Origin of the sequence: Seonamhaeicola sediminis (genome assembly GCF_004358095.2) — a bacterium.
Classification (GTDB): domain Bacteria; phylum Bacteroidota; class Bacteroidia; order Flavobacteriales; family Flavobacteriaceae; genus Seonamhaeicola; species Seonamhaeicola sediminis.
On record NZ_SMZJ02000003.1, the window covers coordinates 201,631 to 219,607 of the forward strand.

At 34.9% G+C, this 17,977-nt stretch carries 17 protein-coding genes; 3 read left to right on the forward strand and 14 right to left on the reverse strand.

Features of this window, described 5'->3' with window-relative positions:
- Window position 1 precedes the first annotated feature (1 nt).
- The 10 genes from proC to E1J38_RS05560 form a co-directional block, all read right to left on the reverse strand.
- Window positions 2-796, reverse strand: a complete 795-nt coding sequence (proC, locus tag E1J38_RS05515; protein WP_133356172.1) for a pyrroline-5-carboxylate reductase — start codon at window positions 794-796, stop codon at window positions 2-4.
- A gap of 11 nt (window positions 797-807) precedes the next feature.
- Window positions 808-1,791, reverse strand: coding sequence for an N-acetyl-gamma-glutamyl-phosphate reductase (gene argC / locus E1J38_RS05520; RefSeq protein WP_133356173.1), 984 nt, complete (start codon window positions 1,789-1,791; stop codon window positions 808-810).
- A gap of 74 nt (window positions 1,792-1,865) precedes the next feature.
- Entirely contained in the window at window positions 1,866-3,041 is a 1,176-nt protein-coding gene (locus E1J38_RS05525; protein WP_133356174.1) for an argininosuccinate synthase, read from the reverse strand.
- 91 nt (window positions 3,042-3,132) lie between these two features.
- Window positions 3,133-3,759: a GNAT family N-acetyltransferase gene (locus E1J38_RS05530; RefSeq protein WP_133356175.1), complete on the reverse strand. Its 627-nt coding sequence runs from the start codon at window positions 3,757-3,759 to the stop codon at window positions 3,133-3,135.
- Between the two features lie 528 nt (window positions 3,760-4,287).
- Window positions 4,288-5,034, reverse strand: a complete 747-nt coding sequence (locus E1J38_RS05535) for a 3-keto-disaccharide hydrolase (protein WP_133356176.1) — start codon at window positions 5,032-5,034, stop codon at window positions 4,288-4,290.
- A gap of 9 nt (window positions 5,035-5,043) precedes the next feature.
- The gene (locus tag E1J38_RS05540; protein WP_133356177.1) at window positions 5,044-6,096 is read right to left on the reverse strand and encodes a sugar phosphate isomerase/epimerase family protein; all 1,053 of its coding nucleotides are present in this window, start codon (window positions 6,094-6,096) and stop codon (window positions 5,044-5,046) included.
- 18 nt (window positions 6,097-6,114) lie between these two features.
- Window positions 6,115-7,263: a Gfo/Idh/MocA family protein gene (locus E1J38_RS05545; RefSeq protein ID WP_255449792.1), complete on the reverse strand. Its 1,149-nt coding sequence runs from the start codon at window positions 7,261-7,263 to the stop codon at window positions 6,115-6,117.
- An 8-nt stretch (window positions 7,264-7,271) separates the two neighbouring features.
- Window positions 7,272-8,444 carry an MFS transporter gene (locus E1J38_RS05550; protein WP_133356178.1) on the reverse strand — a complete coding sequence of 391 codons (1,173 nt, stop codon included), beginning with the start codon at window positions 8,442-8,444 and terminating at the stop codon, window positions 7,272-7,274.
- Window positions 8,445-8,472: 28 nt separating this feature from the next.
- Window positions 8,473-9,435, reverse strand: a complete 963-nt coding sequence (locus E1J38_RS05555; RefSeq protein ID WP_133356179.1) for a sugar phosphate isomerase/epimerase family protein — start codon at window positions 9,433-9,435, stop codon at window positions 8,473-8,475.
- 103 nt (window positions 9,436-9,538) lie between these two features.
- Window positions 9,539-10,582 carry an AraC family transcriptional regulator gene (locus E1J38_RS05560; RefSeq protein WP_133356180.1) on the reverse strand — a complete coding sequence of 348 codons (1,044 nt, stop codon included), beginning with the start codon at window positions 10,580-10,582 and terminating at the stop codon, window positions 9,539-9,541.
- Window positions 10,583-10,708: 126 nt separating this feature from the next.
- Between E1J38_RS05560 and E1J38_RS05565 the strand changes: the two genes are divergently transcribed.
- From E1J38_RS05565 to E1J38_RS05575, 3 genes are read left to right on the forward strand one after another with little or no spacing between them, the layout of a single operon-like run.
- The gene (locus E1J38_RS05565; protein WP_133356181.1) at window positions 10,709-12,412 is read left to right on the forward strand and encodes a GMC oxidoreductase; all 1,704 of its coding nucleotides are present in this window, start codon (window positions 10,709-10,711) and stop codon (window positions 12,410-12,412) included.
- Window positions 12,409-12,996 carry a gluconate 2-dehydrogenase subunit 3 family protein gene (locus E1J38_RS05570; RefSeq protein ID WP_133356182.1) on the forward strand — a complete coding sequence of 196 codons (588 nt, stop codon included), beginning with the start codon at window positions 12,409-12,411 and terminating at the stop codon, window positions 12,994-12,996. Before E1J38_RS05565 ends, E1J38_RS05570 begins: the two co-directional genes overlap by 4 nt.
- Window positions 12,997-13,025: 29 nt before the next feature.
- Window positions 13,026-13,823, forward strand: coding sequence for a 3-keto-disaccharide hydrolase (locus tag E1J38_RS05575; protein WP_133356183.1), 798 nt, complete (start codon window positions 13,026-13,028; stop codon window positions 13,821-13,823).
- A gap of 15 nt (window positions 13,824-13,838) precedes the next feature.
- Here E1J38_RS05575 and E1J38_RS05580 read toward each other — a convergent pair whose 3' ends face one another.
- The 4 genes from E1J38_RS05580 to ilvN form a co-directional block, all read right to left on the reverse strand.
- A complete protein-coding gene (locus E1J38_RS05580) occupies window positions 13,839-14,354 on the reverse strand; it encodes a plastocyanin/azurin family copper-binding protein (protein ID WP_133356184.1) in 516 nt (171 codons plus the stop codon).
- Between the two features lie 42 nt (window positions 14,355-14,396).
- A complete protein-coding gene (gene ilvA / locus E1J38_RS05585; RefSeq protein WP_133356185.1) occupies window positions 14,397-15,662 on the reverse strand; it encodes a threonine ammonia-lyase IlvA in 1,266 nt (421 codons plus the stop codon).
- 171 nt (window positions 15,663-15,833) lie between these two features.
- A complete protein-coding gene (ilvC, locus tag E1J38_RS05590; RefSeq protein WP_133356186.1) occupies window positions 15,834-17,309 on the reverse strand; it encodes a ketol-acid reductoisomerase in 1,476 nt (491 codons plus the stop codon).
- 65 nt (window positions 17,310-17,374) lie between these two features.
- A complete protein-coding gene (gene ilvN, locus E1J38_RS05595; protein ID WP_133356187.1) occupies window positions 17,375-17,905 on the reverse strand; it encodes an acetolactate synthase small subunit in 531 nt (176 codons plus the stop codon).
- Window positions 17,906-17,977: the final 72 nt, after the last annotated feature.

Consider the following 17,977-nt stretch of genomic DNA (forward strand, 5'->3'; position numbering starts at 1 on the left):
CTTAACTGTTTTTAATTTGATTAATTTTTTCAAAAGAAGCATTGATTCCTTTAATTAAAGAGGAACTTAATCCTTGATGCTCCATTTCATTCAAACCTTCAATGGTGCAACCACTTGGCGTAGTTACCCTATCAATCTCAGCCTCTGGATGTCTCCCCGATTCTTTCAATAAACTAGCCGCTCCATAACAGGTTTGTAATGCCAATTGGTGAGCTTCTTCGGCTTCAAACCCTAATTGGATAGCTCCTTGTGTAGTAGCACGTACCAAACGCATCCAAAACGCAATACCACTAGCACAAATTACGGTTGCTGCCTGAATTTGTTCTTCAGGTATTACCATAGTAGTTCCTAATTGGTTAAATATTGTTTTAGCTAATTCTATTTTCTCTTCACCAATGTCATTGGCCGACAAACAAGTCATGGATTTTCCAATAGAAATAGCCGTATTAGGCATTACACGAATAATATGCTTATCTGCCCCTATAACACTTTCAATTTTAGAAATTGCAAATCCGGCGGCTACCGACATTATTAAATGTTTTTTGGTAATCTCTGCTGCTACTTCTTTTAAAACAGTTTCTACATGCCTGGGTTGTAATGCGAAAATCACCAAATCAGAATTCATAACCGCCTCTTTGTTGTAGTTGGTTATAGTCACATACGCTTCGTCTTCAAACTGAGAAACCGCAGAGGTATTCTTATCGCTCAAATATAAAGATGTAAATGCTTTGTTTTTAATTAAGCCTTTGGCTATAGAGCTTCCTAAATTTCCAGTTCCTATAATAGCTATTTTCATGTGTTATGCTTTTAAAAATAAGTAGCCTTTAATTGTAATCCTGTGGTTTCTTCCAATCCGAACATCAAATTCATATTCTGAACGGCCTGTCCAGAGGCACCTTTCAATAAATTATCTATAATACTGGTTACCAATAATTTTCCATTATGCTTATGTAAATGAATTAAACATTTATTGGTATTTACCACTTGTTTTAAGTGCAATTGATCCTCACTTATAAAAGTAAAAGTTGCTTCTTTATAAAATGATTTATAAATATCTTTTGCCTCATCAAGGGTTCCTTTAAAATTAGTATAAATAGTTGCAAATATACCTCTTGAAAAATTTCCTCTATTAGGCATGAACAGGATCTCTGAATCGAAATTATTCTGCAATTGCTTAACCGATTGATTAATCTCACCTAAATGCTGATGAGTGAATGGCTTATAATAGGAAAAGTTATTATCTCGCCAAGTAAAATGAGTAGTTGCAGACAGTGAGGTTCCTGCTCCTGTAGCTCCTGTTACCGCATTGATATGCACATCTTGATTCAGTAAACCTGCATTGGCCAATGGCAACAACCCTAATTGAATGGCAGTTGCAAAACATCCTGGATTAGCTATATAATCTGCGCTTTTAATAGCTTCTTTTTGTAATTCTGGTAAGCCATAAACGAAGGTTTTTCCATTAAACACGTTATCTGCCTCTAACCTAAAATCATTTCCTAAATCAATAATTTTGGTGTTTTCTGAAAAAGTATTGGCTTCTAAAAATTTAACGGAATTACCGTGACCCAAACATAAAAACAAGACATCAACATTTGGATTTACTGTATCAGAAAAAGTTTTATCCAATGAGCCTACCAAATCTTGATGCACTTTACTTATCTGGTTGCCAGCATTACTTGTACTAAACACAAAGTCGATTTCAGCCTCAGGGTGAGCAATTAATAATCTTATTAATTCTCCAGCCGTATAACCAGCACCTCCTATTATTCCTACCTTAATACTTTTCATTTTTATTTCTTTTTGATATTCTTCATTACACTTACACTGTGCTAAGTGTGACACATTGAGAATAACTTTAGCGTTTAAGAGTTTACATGTTGATATATTTTATTCTGGTTTCCAAGAATTTTAATAAATCCTTTGGCATCATCTGCCGTCCAACCTTTGTTCTCTTCACCATAGCTACCAAATTTAGCACTCATTAAATCATGTTCTGAACTAATTCCATCTAACGAAAAGTGATAAGGTATTAGAGTAACTACAACATCGCCACTAACTTTATCTTGAGAACTAGTTAAAAAAGCTTCAATATCTCTCATTACAGGATCTAAATATTGTCCTTCATGTAAATGCATACCATAGAAACTGGATACATATTCTTTATGTTGTAATTGCCACTTAGTAAGCGTATGCTTTTCTAATAAATGATGTGCCTTTATAGTAATTAAAGCTGCTGCGGCTTCAAAACCAACTCTTCCTTTAATACCCACAATGGTATCACCTACATGAATATCTCTTCCAATTCCGTAAGCAGATGCCAAATTATTCAAAACTTCAATATTAATCTCAGGAGCATTTTCAACACCGTTTACTGCAACCAGTTCTCCCTTTTCAAAAGTCAATTTTACTTTTTCAGGTTCAGAATGTTTAACCTGTGATGGATAAGCATTTTCAGGTAAAGGTTGATCTGACGTTAAAGTCTCTGCACCCCCAACACTGGTTCCCCATAAGCCTTTATTGATAGAATACTTAGCTTTTTCCCAAGACATATCAATACCATTAGCTTTTAAATAATCTATTTCCTGTTGTCTGGTTAACTGTTCATCTCTAATAGGTGTAATAATCTCTATCTCTGGCGCTAAGGTTTGAAAAATCATATCGAATCTTACTTGATCATTACCAGCACCCGTACTACCATGGGCAATGTAACCTGCTCCTATACTTTTTGCATACTCAACAATTTCAATAGCTTGAATAATCCTTTCGGCACTAACTGATAATGGATAGGTATTATTCTTTAACACATTTCCAAAAATTAAATACTTTACTACTTTTTGGTAAAATGTTGCTACTGCATCAATGTTTTTATAGGTAGCAACCCCCATTTTATAGGCATTACTTTCAATATGATTGATTTCTTCTTTTGTAAATCCGCCTGTATTAACACTTACGGCGTGAACTTCATATTCTTTTGACAAACTTACCGCACAATACGATGTATCTAAACCACCGCTATAAGCTATTACTAATTTTTTCATCTGTTCTAGTATTAATGTTTTTTTTGGTCAGATGTAATTCACCATAAAATATATCGAAAAGGTATTATTTAGATAATCTTTATGGCTCATTTCATGTCTTTTTATTTTTATCCTTTTTAAGAAACAATGCTTCTTTAATTCGTTTTAGTCTATTAAATGTTTTCTCTTTAACTACAGTTTTTTTCTCCTTCTTCACTTTCTCAGGATCATAAAGCATTCCTGTACACAAGCACATCTTTCTGTTAGTACGTGTTAACACATCATAATTTTTACAGGTTTGGCAACCATCCCAAAAAGTTGGGTCATCTGTAAGTTCTGAAAAAGGCACAGGTTTATAACCCAAATCACTATTCATTTTCATTACAGCTAACCCCGTAGTGATACTAAACACCTTGGCATCAGGGAATTTCTCTCTTGAATGCGCAAACACTTTAAGTTTAATTTTCTTTGCTAAACCTCCTCCTCTGTAATCAGGATGTACAATTAGTCCAGAATTGGCAACAAATTTACCGTGCCCCCACTTTTCTATGTAACAAAAACCAGCAAACTTATCGCCATCTAGAGCAATTACGGCATTACCGTTTTCCATTTTTTTTGCAATGTATTCAGGTGTTCGTCTTGCAATACCTGTTCCTCTTACAGCAGCAGATTCTGCTATAGTTTCGCAAATTTCTTCGGCGTATTTTATATGTGTTTTATCGGCTATTACAACCTTCATTTTTTCCCTTTAATTGAATGTCTATAAATTATTTTTTTGAAAGCAGAATTGGACGCACCTAATTCAAAATTATAATACATACCCTTACGGGCGACGCGGGAAAAAGCAGCGTACAAAGTTATTGTTAATTGTCATGGAATTAACTTTAATTTTAATTGCTATTGAAAAAAAACTGGACACTTTTAAAAAAATTTAAATGACGTTATTAGGTTTACTTCTTGGGGGCATATTATATGCAGCGACGACGGCGCATGGGTAAACCGGGAGTGGTACAACGTATCTTGTTTTTTAAATTTTTCATGCTGTAAAACTAATACATTATTTTATAAACGCCTAACAATGACAGCGTTTTTAATAAAATTTATAAATAATTAGTTTTTTATAAGATATCACTTTTAATATCGCCTTTTTGACAATTATTTTCTAAAAAACAATACAACAACAAAAAACTAGGAAAGTGGAAATTTATTAACTTTCTATTTTTTTTTAACAAATTAGAAGAACACTTTAAGCTTTTAAAAATAATTTTTAAAGCCTTTTAATCTTAATATTCCTGAACCAAACCTTATCACCGTGGTCTTGCAATCCAATATGCCCAATGTGATGTTCACCAAACCCTTCCCAATCCTTAAATTTAGAATGTTTAATCAGTTCTTCCCATTCTGATCCTGAAAGAGGAAAAGAAGCAATTTTAGTACCATTTAAAACTACTGAGCCTTTGTTTGTTTTATGATTAACTTCAAGTTCACACAGATTCCATTCACCTGCTGGTTTACAAACATCATGTTGAGGTTGAACCAAATCGTAAAGTGAGCCCGCTTGATGAAATTTTGGATTTATTTTGGCGTCTGGATGTTGCGCATTATCCAAAATTTGAATTTCAGGCCCTGTATGGTAAGCTTCACTATATTTTTCATCCTCATAAACACCCCAAAAAATACCACTATTACCACCTTTGGATATTTTCCACTCTAAAGACAATTTAAAATTTTTAAACTTATCTTTTGTAATAATATTTTTACCACCGTCTTCACTTGGCGTAAATACCAAGACGCCGTCTTCTATTACCCATTCATCGGGCATATCATCTTTTAAATATCCTCGCCAATAATCTAATGAGCTTCCATCAAAAAGCTTTATCCATTCTGAAGTTTGGACTACTTTTTCAGAAACGTTAGTATCAACTTGATCTATATTTGCGTTAACTGATTTAGAATTATCCTTGCAACCAAAAAAAATCAATAAAATATATAGTTTTAAAAAGTTTTTATGCATTACCCTTCTTTATATTCCTAAAATACTTTTCAAATAATCTTCATCAATATCGCCACCGGCAAAATCATCAAAACTGCGAGTGGCCGCTTCAATAATATGCTTTTGAATAAATGGTGCGCCTTCCCTTGCGCCTTGCTCAGACGATTTTATACAACACTCCCACTCCATAACCGCCCATAAATCCAATCCGTACTTGGTCAATTTTGAAAATATAGCACTAAAATCCACTTGCCCATCACCCAAACTTCTAAAACGTCCCGCGCGATCTTTCCAATCGGCGTAACCTCCATATACACCTTGTTTCCCTGTTGGGTTAAATTCTGCATCCTTCACATGAAATGCTCTAATGCGCTCATGATAAATATCAATAAACTGCAAATAATCTAATTGCTGTAACACAAAATGGCTTGGGTCATATAACAAATTAGCACGATCATGATTTCCTGTAGCCTCCAAAAAACGCTCATATGAAATCCCATCGTGTAAATCCTCTCCAGGATGAATTTCATAACACACATCTACACCTTGTTCGTCAAAATGATTTAATATGGGTAACCATCTATTGGCTAACTCCTTAAACCCCATTGCTACCAAACCCGCAGGTCGCTGTGGCCATGGGTATACTGTATGCCACATTAAAGCTCCCGAAAAGGTAGCATGTGCTTTTAAACCTAATCGTTTACTGGCTGTTCCGCATTTTTTTACAAAATCTATAGCCCACTCCGTTCTTGCTTTCGGGTTTCCTCGAACAGACTCAGGTGCAAACCCATCAAACATACTATCATAGGCAGGATTCACAGCTACCAATTGCCCTTGTAAATGGGTAGATAACTCTGTGATTTCCAAACCATAAGATTGCACCTTCCCTTTTAACTCATCACAATAGATTTGACTTTCAGCAGCTTTATCTATTTCAATTAAGTTGCACTCCCATGTTGGAATTTGTATACCTTTATAACCTAAATCAGCAGCCCATTTGCACATACCATCTAAACTATTAAATGGTGCTTCACTTCCTGCAAACTGCGCTAAAAAAATTGCTGGTCCTTTTATTGTTTTCATCAATTATTTTATTCTTGTTTAACTTAATTTAGTCCAAGCAGCATTGTTTTTATCACTTTCAACCGCTGCATAAATAAATTGCATACCGCGAACACCATCTTCAATGGTAGGATAATCTGGTTTTTCAATATTTTGTCCTTGGTTTACAGCCACTAAATGCATTGCAAAATTCTTATATATGGTTGCAAATGCCTCCAAATAGCCCTCAGGATGCCCTGCAGGAATTCTTGATACAGCTAGTGCTTCAGGATACAAATTGTTACCATTGGGCGTGTAAACCTTTTTAGGTTCTTCTAGCCATCGTGTTATTAGTTCATTTGGGTTTTCTTGGTGCCACTCTAAACTACCTTTTGTACCATAAACTTTGATGCCCAAATTATTTTCTTCACCTAAGGCTATTTGAGAAATAGAAATTGTGCCTTTTGCCCCATTTTCCATTCGTATCAACATGTTTCCATCATCGTCTAAAACGCGTCCTTCTCCAAATCTTCCCAAGTCAGCTGCAATTTCTTTAATTCTTAAACCTGTAATGTATTCAATTAAGTTTTCGGCGTGCGTACCAATATCGCCTAAAGCACCACCTATTCCAGAACGTTTTGGATCAACCCTCCACGCCGCTTGCTTTTGTTCAGTTTTCTCCAAAGATGTAGATAGCCAGCCTTGTAAATACTGTGCTTGAATTTTTCTAATGGTCCCCAGTTCGCCTTTAGCCACCATGGCTTTGGCTTGCTTCACTAAAGAATTACCAGTGTAATTGTGTGTAAGTGCAAATAGTTTTCCGCTTTTATCCACCACTTTTTGTAAGGCTTGAGCCTCATCTAAAGTTAGAGTTACAGGTTTATCACAAACCACATGAAATCCATGTTCTAATGCCATTTTTGCAGGCGGAAAATGCATATAGTTTGGAGTAACAATAGCTACGAAATCCATACGAACATCTTCCGGTAATTCTTTTTCTTTTTGAATCATTTCTTCAAAATTGCCATAGCACCTGCTTTCATCCAGTCCAAGAGCCTTACCTGAGGTTATTGATTTCTCAGCGGTACTACTAAACGCACCACAAACGAGTTCAATCATACCATCTATACCCGCCGCTTTTCGGTGTACATCTCCTATAAAAGAGCCTAGACCGCCTCCAACCATTCCCATTCTTAATTTTCTATTCATAATCTATTTTAAGCTTCATCTGTGCCTTTTCTTTTCTTCATGTAAATATGTAATCCTAAAAATGCCACTATTAAAATAGCTGGTAAAATGGACATAGTTCGGAGAGCTTCAGATGCACTAACGTTGTCCATTAAATTACCCATAATAGGCAAAACCAAAGACACCGAAAACATACCTGCACCTCCCATTACCGACAATCCTAATGCTCCCGTTTCTGGTAAATACTCGGCAACAAACCCCAACATGGTTGGCCAGAAAAACGTAACTCCAATAGCAAAAACTGTAGCAGCCACAAATGTCATCCCTCCACTTGTGATAGTTAATAGCCACAAACCAATAAAGGTGAAAATAGCAGAATACAATAACATGCCAGAGGGACTTAATTTATGCACTACTTGTCCTGCAAACAGTCTGCCTAAAGCCATGATACCATTAATAAAAGCTAACACTAATAGCGGCGCCGTTACCGATTCTTTCAGTAATGACTCAATACGTTGTGTGGTTCCTAATTCAGAAGCTGCTGTTAGAAACATACAAGCTACCATGAATAAAAACAATGGTTTTAGAACACTCGAAAACATTTTTTTGTTACTCACCCCCATTTGTACACGCTCGGTAACAGGTATTTTCTGTCCCCAAAACAATACACCATAAATTACTAAAGGAATAAACAACGTACCTACCATAACTTGCCAGCTTAATTCTAAAATATCCATAACTAACCAACCTACAAGTGCTCCAATAACGATGCCTCCCGGAAACCATACGTGAAACCTATTGAGCATTTTGGTTTTTTCATCGGGATACATTGACGCCACCATAGGGTTTAATGCTGCTTCTACAAAACCATTTCCAATACCGATAAATAAGGTTGCAACAAATAGCGAGGTCATAGAATCTGCTAATAAGGTTAACACAATTCCAATGGCATGGGTTATAAACGCCATCCATGTTATTTTTTTTATCCCTAACAAATCTACCAAAGGCCCACCGATTATCATGGCAATAGTAAAACCAAAAAAGGCTGGCGCAAAGGCATAACCAATTTGTTCCATGGTTAACCCCACACCTTCAGGCCCAAAAACTGTTTCTAAACGTGCACGAATAGCAAAGGTCATTGCAGTAGTTATTAAAGCTAAACAACTTCCTAAAAACAACCTGTTTTTATTAATTTTATCCATAATTTATTTAGTTTGATTAGTTGTTTTTTTATGAGAGTTGTTTCCCAACCCTAATAAGCAAATCGCGAGTAGCTTTAATACCTGTCTCCTCTGGAATACCTTTGCCCTCAAACTCCACTCCAACAAAGCCCGTATAGCCAGAATCTTTCACCATCAGCATAACACGCTTATAATCAATAGTAGTTTCATTACTATCAGCATCAAAATCATATGATTTTGCACTTACCGCCTTGGCAAATGGTAATATTTCTTGCATTCCCTTGTACCTATCATAAGCCTCCAAACAGTTTCTCTCTTTATCCTTCCTTATGCAGAAGTTTCCAAAATCGGGCAAAGTTCCACAGTTTTCATTTTCTATTTGAGAAAATACTCGAGACATCCACGATCCATTTGAAGAAAAGCCGCCATGGTTTTCTACCAAAACATTAATATTCGCTCCTTTGGCAAAATCAGAAAGTTTGGTTAAAGAATCTACACCTGCTTTAGCAGCTTCATCTTCCTCAACACCTCCGGCCAAATTGACTCTAATAGCATGACATCCTAAAAAATGAGCTGCTTCAACCCACTTGTAATGATTTTCAATTGCTTTTAAACGCTTTTTGGTATCAGCATCCGCCAATGCTCCCTCACCATCTATCATAATTAGTACATTTTTTTGGCCTTCTGCATTAGCTCTAAAATTCATTTCTTTTAAATAACTCATATCTTGAGCCTTGTTCTTAAAGAAACTATTCACATATTCTATACCTTCAAAGCCAAAACTTCTTGATTTTGCAGCAAAATCCAAATGATCCATAGCCCCACTTTTCAGAGATCTATGATATGACCATTGCGCCAAAGAAATTTTAAAAAACAGCTCTTCTGAATTCTCTATTCCCTCAATTTCTTTAATAATTTTATTTTCTTTTGAATTCTTGCAAGCATAAATTCCAAGTGCTGAAACTGCAATACCTGTTTGAGATGCTTTTAGGATAAAATCTCTACGTTTCATGTTTTTTTAGATTAGTATATCATTTAATAAGAAGAAAGGTGAAGTTATGGAAATAAATACCAATAGCTGTTTGTTTTTATTCAGTGAAAAATTTTAAACAACTTTAAACCTTAGGATAATCACTTAACTTTTCGTTAAACTGAAACCTACTTCTAAAAGCTTTTGGAGAACATTTTTCGTGTTTTTTAAATACTGTAGAAAAGTATTGACTTGTTGTAAAACCACACATATATGCTACTTCACCAACTGTTAAATTAGGATTATCTTTTAGAATGTTTTTAGCCATTTCTAAACGACGAATATTTAAATAGCGCATGGGTGTTAAATTAGTTAACTGTTTACAATGATGTGTAAAACGTGTTAAACCAACCCCAGAAGACTTAGCCATGTTTTCTATAGTCCAATTTTCTGCTAAGTTTTTGTCTAGTTCTTTTAAAAAATACTGCACACTCCTTGAACTATCTGTTAAAGACTCATTAAGTATAATATTCTCGGTTTTTAATAAATCTAAAATTAAAATCAATAAATAATTTATTAACAACCTAATTTTGGAGGCATTACTTCCATTTTCATCTGTATTAACTGCAACATTTATACGCTTAAAACAGTCTCGAACCCTTTGATCTGCTTTTAAAATAGATTTCTCATTATGCCTTAAAATAGTTGTTAATTGTAACAGATCATTATTTGTTAATGTAATCCAATCTGGCCATACCCACTCTTGATGAGGTCTGCGTACACCCAAATCAATAATCACCCAATAAAATTTTCCCATACCAATATTGGGGTTCCCAACTTTATGTGCTTCCCATGGACGCGTGATGGTCAAGTTATTGGGGGTTAACAGCACCTCTTTACCTTCTTGAGCGTACGGCATGGTGCCTGATTCTAAAAAATGAAACTCTATACCCTCATTTCTATGCCAATCTAAACCCCAATCTTGAGGTTCATTAGCATCCCAATAACCAATACTATTCAAACCCAAAGTGTTTTCATCCAAGCGCTCCCCAGGATAAGTATGTCTTGCCAGCGCTTTAAATTTCAATTTCTTTCTGTTAAAGGCATCAATTAATGGCAAACAGGTATCAGCATGATATACCACACCATTTGCTTCATAAGGCTCAATTTCATGTACGTTTACTTTCACTGAAATATTTTAAACAAATAACAAATGCAAAATAACTATTTTTAAAACATATTCATATTTTTAAACATATTTATACTAAAATATCATAAAAACACTTTAATAATTACTATTTCTTAACTAATATTTATGACAGAAGAAACTAAAACTACCAAATATGACGCTATAGTTATTGGTTCAGGAATGACAGGAGGTTGGGCGGCTAAAGAACTATGTGAAGGTGGTTTAAAAACTTTGGTACTAGAGCGTGGACGCATGGTTGAGCACATAAAAGATTACCCCACTATGAATTTAGACCCGTGGGATATGGAACTAAGAGGAGACCCCACTGCTGAACAAAAAGCTAGACAATATAAACAGGCACGAACAAGTTATGTTGTAAAACAAGACTCCAGACATTGGTTTGTTGATGATTACGATCATCCCTACAATGAAAAAAAGAGATTTGATTGGATACGGGGTTACCATGTAGGGGGACGATCCATAACATGGGGAAAACAAACCTACAGACTAAGTGATTTAGATTTTGAGGCTAACAAAAAAGATGGTTATGGTATAGATTGGCCTATTCGCTATAAAGATATTGAACCTTGGTACAGTTATGTAGAGCGTTATATTGGTATAAGCGGAGAAGCTTTAGGGTTACCACAATTACCCGATAGTGTTTTTGAACCACCTATGGAACTAAATTGCGTAGAGCAACATCTTAAAGAACAAATGGCACAAAATCATGGGCGCGTATTAACTATAGGAAGAGTTGCACATATTACAGGAGACCAGCCACACGAAGGTAGAGGCAAATGCCAATTTAGAAATAGGTGTAGGCGTGGATGCCCCTATGGAGCTTATTTTAGTAGTGTTTCTTCAACTATACCTGCGGCCAATAGAACAGGTAATTTAACTCTAAGACCACATTCTATTACCTATGAAATTATTTATGACGAGTCCTCTAAAAAGGCAACTGGCGTCAAGGTTATTGATGAGAAAACAAAAGAAAAACTTGAGTTTGAAGCGGATATTATATTTTGTTGCGCCTCTGCCATAGCTTCAGCTTCTATTTTAATGCAATCAAAATCTGATAGATTTCCAAACGGATTAGGAAATGACTCTGGAGAATTAGGACATAATATCATGGATCACCACTTAGGTTCTGGTGCATCAGGTTCAATTGATGGTTTTGATGATAAATATTATAAAGGAAGGAGACCTAATGGCATCTACATTCCTCGATTTAGAAACCTAGGCGACAATGAGAGTGAACAAAAATCATTTCTAAGAGGTTACGGCTACCAAGGTGGTGCTGGTAGGCATGGCATTTCTGAACATATTGCTGAACTAGGCTACGGAGCTAAATTTAAAGAAGAGTTATTGAAACCAGGCCCCTGGCGAATGCACCTAGGCGGTTTTGGAGAATGCTTACCTTACCATGATAACAAAATGACATTAGATTATGACAAACTAGACCAATGGGGATTACCAACCGTTACTTTTGATGCGGAATGGAAAGAGAATGAACTTAATATGCGAAAAGACATTATGGAACAAGCTGCAGATATGCTTGAGAAAGCAGGTTTTAAAGATATTCACACCTTTGATAGGCCAAGCGGCCCTGGCATAGGCATTCATGAAATGGGCACAGCAAGAATGGGGCGAGACCCCAAAACATCTGTACTTAACAAATACAACCAAATTCATAGCGTTCCAAATGTGTATGTTACCGATGGCGCTTGCATGACCTCAGCAGGGTGCCAAAACCCATCTTTAACCTATATGGCGTTAACTGCAAGAGCTGCCAATTATGCAGTAAAACAATTTAAAGCCAAACAATCATGAAACGCAGAGAAGCATTAAAAAATATTGGTTTAACCATTGGTTATTCTGCTATAGCACCAAGCGTCTTTAGCATTTTACAAAGTTGTACTACAGAAAAAGAAAAATGGGTTCCACTTTTCTTTACTGAAGAAGAAAGCATAGTAATCACTAAACTAGTCGATTTAATACTACCAAAAACAGAGACTACACCTGGAGCCTTAGATGTTAATGTTCCTGAGTTTATAGACTTATATGCTTCAAAAGCTTATACAGAGGAAGATAAGGCAGAATATAAAGAAGGTATAAAAAGTATAGTTAAAGCTCTGCCCGTAAAAGAAACGGGAGCGAAAGACTTAAAAACTGAAGACTATAATGTTTTTTTAGACAAATACTTAAAACCCTCTAAAGAAGAAAAAGTATTGTTTAGACAAGAAAAAAACCTAGTTTACAAATCCATATTAAATTTAAGAAACCAAGCTGTTTGGGCCTACCGAACCAGCAAAACAATAGGCGAAGAAATACTAGTTTATGAGCCTATACCAGCCGTTCAAAAAGGATGTATTACTGTTGAAGAAGCTACTGGAGGCAAAGCTTGGTCTTTGTAAAAAATTCAAATCATAAAATCAATATAAACATGAAGTCCATTTTAATCAAAATTGTATGCATTTTCGTAGTTCTTTCATTTATGATTTCATGCAAGAAAAAATCCGAAAAACCTATTACAAAAATTGAATGGAAATCCATTTTTAACGGCAAGGATTTAGAAGGTTGGACACCAAAAATAATGGGTTTTGAATACGGAAATAATTACAAAAACACATTTATTGTTGAAGAGGGTTTATTAAAAGTATCCTATAAAGATTACGACTCATTTAACAATGCTTTTGGACATCTTTTCTACAAAACACCATACAACAACTACAGATTTAAAATGGATTATCGGTTTACGGGAGAACAGGTTGCAGGAGGAAAGGCTTGGGCACATAGAAATAGTGGGATAATGATTCATTGTGAAGACCCAAAAGGTATGGAGTTAAACCAAAATTTTCCAGTTTGTATAGAAGTTCAGTTACTTGGTGGAAATGGTATAGATGAGCGTTCAACAGGAAATTTATGCACCCCTGGGACACATGTATTTTATAAGGATTCTTTGGTAACTGAGCATATTATTAAATCTTCCTCTAAAACCTATCATGGTGACCAATGGGTAAATGTTGAAATTGAAGTTAGAAACGACTCCATTATTAAACATTTTATAAATGGAGAAGCGGTATTAACTTATAACAAACCTCATATAGGAGGTGGAGCCGTGAACACGGGTGATAAATGGAACTCAAAAGAAAACCACCCATTAAAGGGTGGCTATATTTCATTACAAAGCGAAAGTCATCCTGTAGAATTTAAGAATATCAAACTATTGGAATTAAAATAAAATATCTATAAACTTTTATTCCACAATAAACTTTCCTTTCATTAAAGCATAGTGACCAGGAAAACTACAGATAAAATCATAAATACCTGGATCTGGAGCATTAAATTCTATTGAGGTGGTTTGCCCTCCCCCAATGGTTTTGGTAAAAGCTATAATATCTTCAGTGTTAACCGGAATATAATCGTTATCTCTCGCTAATGCCGCTTTACCTGCAAAGGTTGTTATATCTACACCCCTTTTTAATATAACCACGTTATGCCCCATAACGTTAACATCCATTTTTCCCTTATGGCGTAAGGTTAACTTTACTTTCTGACCTGTTTTGGCTTTAATTTCGGTTTTATCAAACTTCATCAAATCATCACCTATCAAAACAATATTAGCTAAATTTCGATTTTCTATTTCTTTCTCTGTGGTTGTTGACTTGTTTTCATATGAAAAATTTTCTTTCTCTTTTTTCTTTTCTCCTCCACAGCTAACTAAAAGTGAAACTGCACAAAAAAATATAAATGCGCCTTTAACTATTCTCATTTTGTTTTAATATTTAATATTATTTACTATAGTCATCCTAAATTAAACTAAAAATTGAAATAAATCAGGTTTATCGTTGAGATAATCTCCATAAAAATTGTGCTTTTTCATTTTCATAATTAACGGCTCGAGATCCTTAGAAGATTTTAATTGTATACCTACAACTGCCGTACCATTTTCCCGATTCGTTTTTTTGGCATACTCAAAATAAGTTATATCGTCATCCTCACCTAAAATATCTACTACAAATTCTTTCAAAGCGCCCGCACGTTGCGGAAATTTTACAATAAAATAGTGTTTTAAATTAGCATAAAGTAAGGCCCGTTCCTGTATCTCAGAAGTTCTAGTTATATCATTGTTACTACCACTAATTAAACAAACCACATTTTTATTTTGAATCCTTTCTGCATAAAAATCTAGTGCAGCAATACTTAAAGCACCTGCTGGTTCAACAACAATAGCATCTTTATTATATAGCTCTAAAATAGTTTCACAAATCTTCCCTTCTGGAACAGTAATCATATCATCTAAGTTCTGCTGACATATAGGAAAGGTTAAGTTGCCAACACGCTTTACAGCTGCTCCATCAACAAATTTTTCAATTTGTTTTAACTCGGTATTTTTTTTATTCTTTATTGAAACAGTCATAGACGGAGCTCCTTCAGGCTCTACTCCTATAATTTTAGTATTTGGAGATAGGACCTTAAAAACCGATGATAACCCAGCTGCCAAACCACCTCCTCCAACAGGAATAAAAATATAATCAATTGGCTTTTTGGCTTGTTCCAGTATTTCTAAGCCTATAGTTGCTTGTCCTTCAATAACCTTTTTATCATCAAAAGGGTGTATAAAAATTTTTCCTGTCTGGTTTCCCTCTATAACTGCTGCATGATAAGCATCATCAAAAGTATCACCCACTAATTTTATTTCAATGAAGTTACCACCAAACATTGTCACCTGTTCTATTTTTTGTTTTGGTGTTGGGGTTGGCATGTAAATAGTTCCTTTTATTTCCAGTAACTTGCATGACAAAGCTACGCCCTGAGCATGATTTCCTGCACTAGCGCAAACAACCCCTTTCTTAGATTCTGTTTCAGATAAAGAGCTTATTTTATTATAAGCCCCTCTAATCTTGTACGAACGAACCTGCTGCAAGTCTTCCCTTTTAAAATAAACATTGGTGTTATACTTATTGGAATATCTTAATCCATAGCTCAGTGGTGTTACTGCAGATACGTTTTTGATAGTTTCTGCGGCTTTTTTAACATCATTTATATGTGGGAAGTAAGTTATAGTTTCTTTACTCATCCAAGTTATTTTTTGGGTTTGAAAATAAGAAGTTTCTATTAAATATAATCTCTGGAATGGAAAACTAATTATTATGCAAGTTAAGTATTTGCGTTTTTATAAAATGGAATAAAACAAAAAACCTCATAAGTCTTAAGACTTATGAGGTTTTTATATTTGGAATCCTTTAATTTAAACAATAGGCTTCATAGCTGTCATAGACGCTCTCAAGAAACTTCCAATTTTCTCAACCGGATGCGCTCTCAAAGCTGCATTAACTTCAATCAATCTTGCATTATCTACACTATCACCATTGTCTTTAGCGTATGCCTTTCCGATTACATCGGTATCAATAGTCTTCATAAAATCAGCTAATAAAGGCTTACATGCATGGTCAAACAAGTAACATCCATATTCTGCTGTATCAGAGATTACACGGTTCATTTCATATAATTTCTTTCTAGCAATGGTATTAGCAATAAGCGGTGTTTCATGTAAAGATTCATAATACGCAGATGCATCAATGATTCCTGATTCTGTCATAGCCTCAAATGCTAATTCTACCCCTGCACGAACCAAAGCAACCATTAACACCCCATTATCATAATATTCTTGTTCTGAAATTTCAACATCTCCAGCAGGTGTTTTTTCAAAATTGGTTTCTGCGGTAGCAGCTCTCCATCCTAAAAGATCTGCATCACCATTAGCCCAATCTGCCATCATTCCACTAGAAAAACGTCCTTCCATAATATCATCCATGTGTTTTTGAAATAAAGGACGCATGATATCTTTTAGTTCTTCTGATAATTCGAAGGCTTTAATTTTAGCTGGATTAGACAATCTATCCATCATATTAGTAATTCCTCCATATTTTAGCCCTTCAGTGATTGTTTCCCATCCATATTGAATTAGCTTAGAAGCATATCCAGGCTCGATGCCTTTTTCAACCATTTTATCAAAGCATAGAATAGACCCCGTTTGTAGTAACCCACAAAGAATAGTCTGCTCACCCATCAAATCAGATTTAACTTCTGCAACAAAAGACGATGCTAATACACCCGCTCTATCTCCACCAGTTGCTACGGCATAAGCTTTTGCTTGTGCCCAACCTTTTCCTTCTGGGTCATTTTCAGGGTGAACCGCAATAAGCGTTGGTACACCAAACCCTCTTTTATATTCTTCTCTAACTTCTGAACCAGGACATTTTGGCGCTACCATGATTACAGTTAGATCTTCACGAATTTGCATTCCCTCTTCAACAATATTAAAACCATGAGAATATGATAATGTAGCCCCCTTTTTCATTAAAGGCATTACCGCATTTACAACACTAGTATGTTGTTTATCTGGAGTAAGATTCAAAACCAAATCTGCAGTTGGGATTAACTCTTCGTAAGTCCCTACATTAAATCCATTCTCAGTTGCATTAACATAAGAAGCTCTTTTTTCCTTGATAGCTGCTTCGCGTAATGTATAAGAAATATCAAGACCAGAATCTCTCATATTCAATCCTTGATTAAGTCCTTGAGCTCCACAACCTACAATTACTATTTTCTTTCCTTTTAAAACATTTACTCCTTCTTCAAACTCTGAAGAATCCATAAATCTACACTTTGATAATTGATCTAATTTGTCTCTTAGCGTTAAAGTGTTAAAATAATTTCCCATTTTAATATTCTTGTTTTTAGTACTTGGTTTCGCCCTTAAAAGAAAGGCGCTTTTTTAATTATATGTTAATTTTTAATTTCTGCTAATAACTCTGTGATTTTCATTTCATCTTTAGTAACTGCTATTCTACCTGAACGCACAAATTGCATGATGCCAAAAACATTCAATTCTTTTCTTAAGGCTTCAATTTCATGACGTCTACCAGATTTTTCCAAAACGAAAAATTCTTTGTTCACTGTTACAATTCTCGTGTTACTTTCTTTTATAATATTTTGAATTTGAGGCTCATCGAACAACAAATTAGATTTTATCTTAAACATACAGGATTCTGTATAAATAGTTTCATGATCATCATGATAATAAGCTTTGATTACCTCAACTTGTTTTTCTATCTGACCAACTATTTTTTTTGCTTGGGTTTCAGTGATATTAACCACAATAACAAAACGGTTCACATTTTCTATCTCAGATTGAGAAGTTGTTAAACTCTCAATATTGATGTGTCTACGCTGAAAAATAGCCGATATACGATTTAACAAACCGATGTTGTTTTCGGTGTAAACTGAAATCGTAAGTGTTTTTATTTCTTCACTCATTTTATAAGAGATATGAGAAAAAAGAAGAAAGAGAAAAGATTTGTTAAAATATCATTTTTCTGAAACTCTTTA

Excerpts from the sequence above, each read along its gene's own strand:
- proC (WP_133356172.1), bottom strand. The coding sequence starts at position 796 with ATGAAAATAGCTATTATAGGAACTGGAAATTTAGGAAGCTCTATAGCC.
- argC (WP_133356173.1), bottom strand. The coding sequence starts at position 1,791 with ATGAAAAGTATTAAGGTAGGAATAATAGGAGGTGCTGGTTATACGGCT.
- E1J38_RS05525 (WP_133356174.1), bottom strand. The coding sequence starts at position 3,041 with ATGAAAAAATTAGTAATAGCTTATAGCGGTGGTTTAGATACATCGTAT.
- E1J38_RS05530 (WP_133356175.1), bottom strand. The coding sequence starts at position 3,759 with ATGAAGGTTGTAATAGCCGATAAAACACATATAAAATACGCCGAAGAA.
- E1J38_RS05535 (WP_133356176.1), bottom strand. The coding sequence starts at position 5,034 with ATGCATAAAAACTTTTTAAAACTATATATTTTATTGATTTTTTTTGGT.
- E1J38_RS05540 (WP_133356177.1), bottom strand. The coding sequence starts at position 6,096 with ATGAAAACAATAAAAGGACCAGCAATTTTTTTAGCGCAGTTTGCAGGA.
- E1J38_RS05545 (WP_255449792.1), bottom strand. The coding sequence starts at position 7,263 with ATGAATAGAAAATTAAGAATGGGAATGGTTGGAGGCGGTCTAGGCTCT.
- E1J38_RS05550 (WP_133356178.1), bottom strand. The coding sequence starts at position 8,444 with ATGGATAAAATTAATAAAAACAGGTTGTTTTTAGGAAGTTGTTTAGCT.
- E1J38_RS05555 (WP_133356179.1), bottom strand. The coding sequence starts at position 9,435 with ATGAAACGTAGAGATTTTATCCTAAAAGCATCTCAAACAGGTATTGCA.
- E1J38_RS05565 (WP_133356181.1), top strand. The coding sequence starts at position 10,709 with ATGACAGAAGAAACTAAAACTACCAAATATGACGCTATAGTTATTGGT.
- E1J38_RS05570 (WP_133356182.1), top strand. The coding sequence starts at position 12,409 with ATGAAACGCAGAGAAGCATTAAAAAATATTGGTTTAACCATTGGTTAT.
- E1J38_RS05575 (WP_133356183.1), top strand. The coding sequence starts at position 13,026 with ATGAAGTCCATTTTAATCAAAATTGTATGCATTTTCGTAGTTCTTTCA.
- E1J38_RS05580 (WP_133356184.1), bottom strand. The coding sequence starts at position 14,354 with ATGAGAATAGTTAAAGGCGCATTTATATTTTTTTGTGCAGTTTCACTT.
- ilvA (WP_133356185.1), bottom strand. The coding sequence starts at position 15,662 with ATGAGTAAAGAAACTATAACTTACTTCCCACATATAAATGATGTTAAA.
- ilvC (WP_133356186.1), bottom strand. The coding sequence starts at position 17,309 with ATGGGAAATTATTTTAACACTTTAACGCTAAGAGACAAATTAGATCAA.
- ilvN (WP_133356187.1), bottom strand. The coding sequence starts at position 17,905 with ATGAGTGAAGAAATAAAAACACTTACGATTTCAGTTTACACCGAAAAC.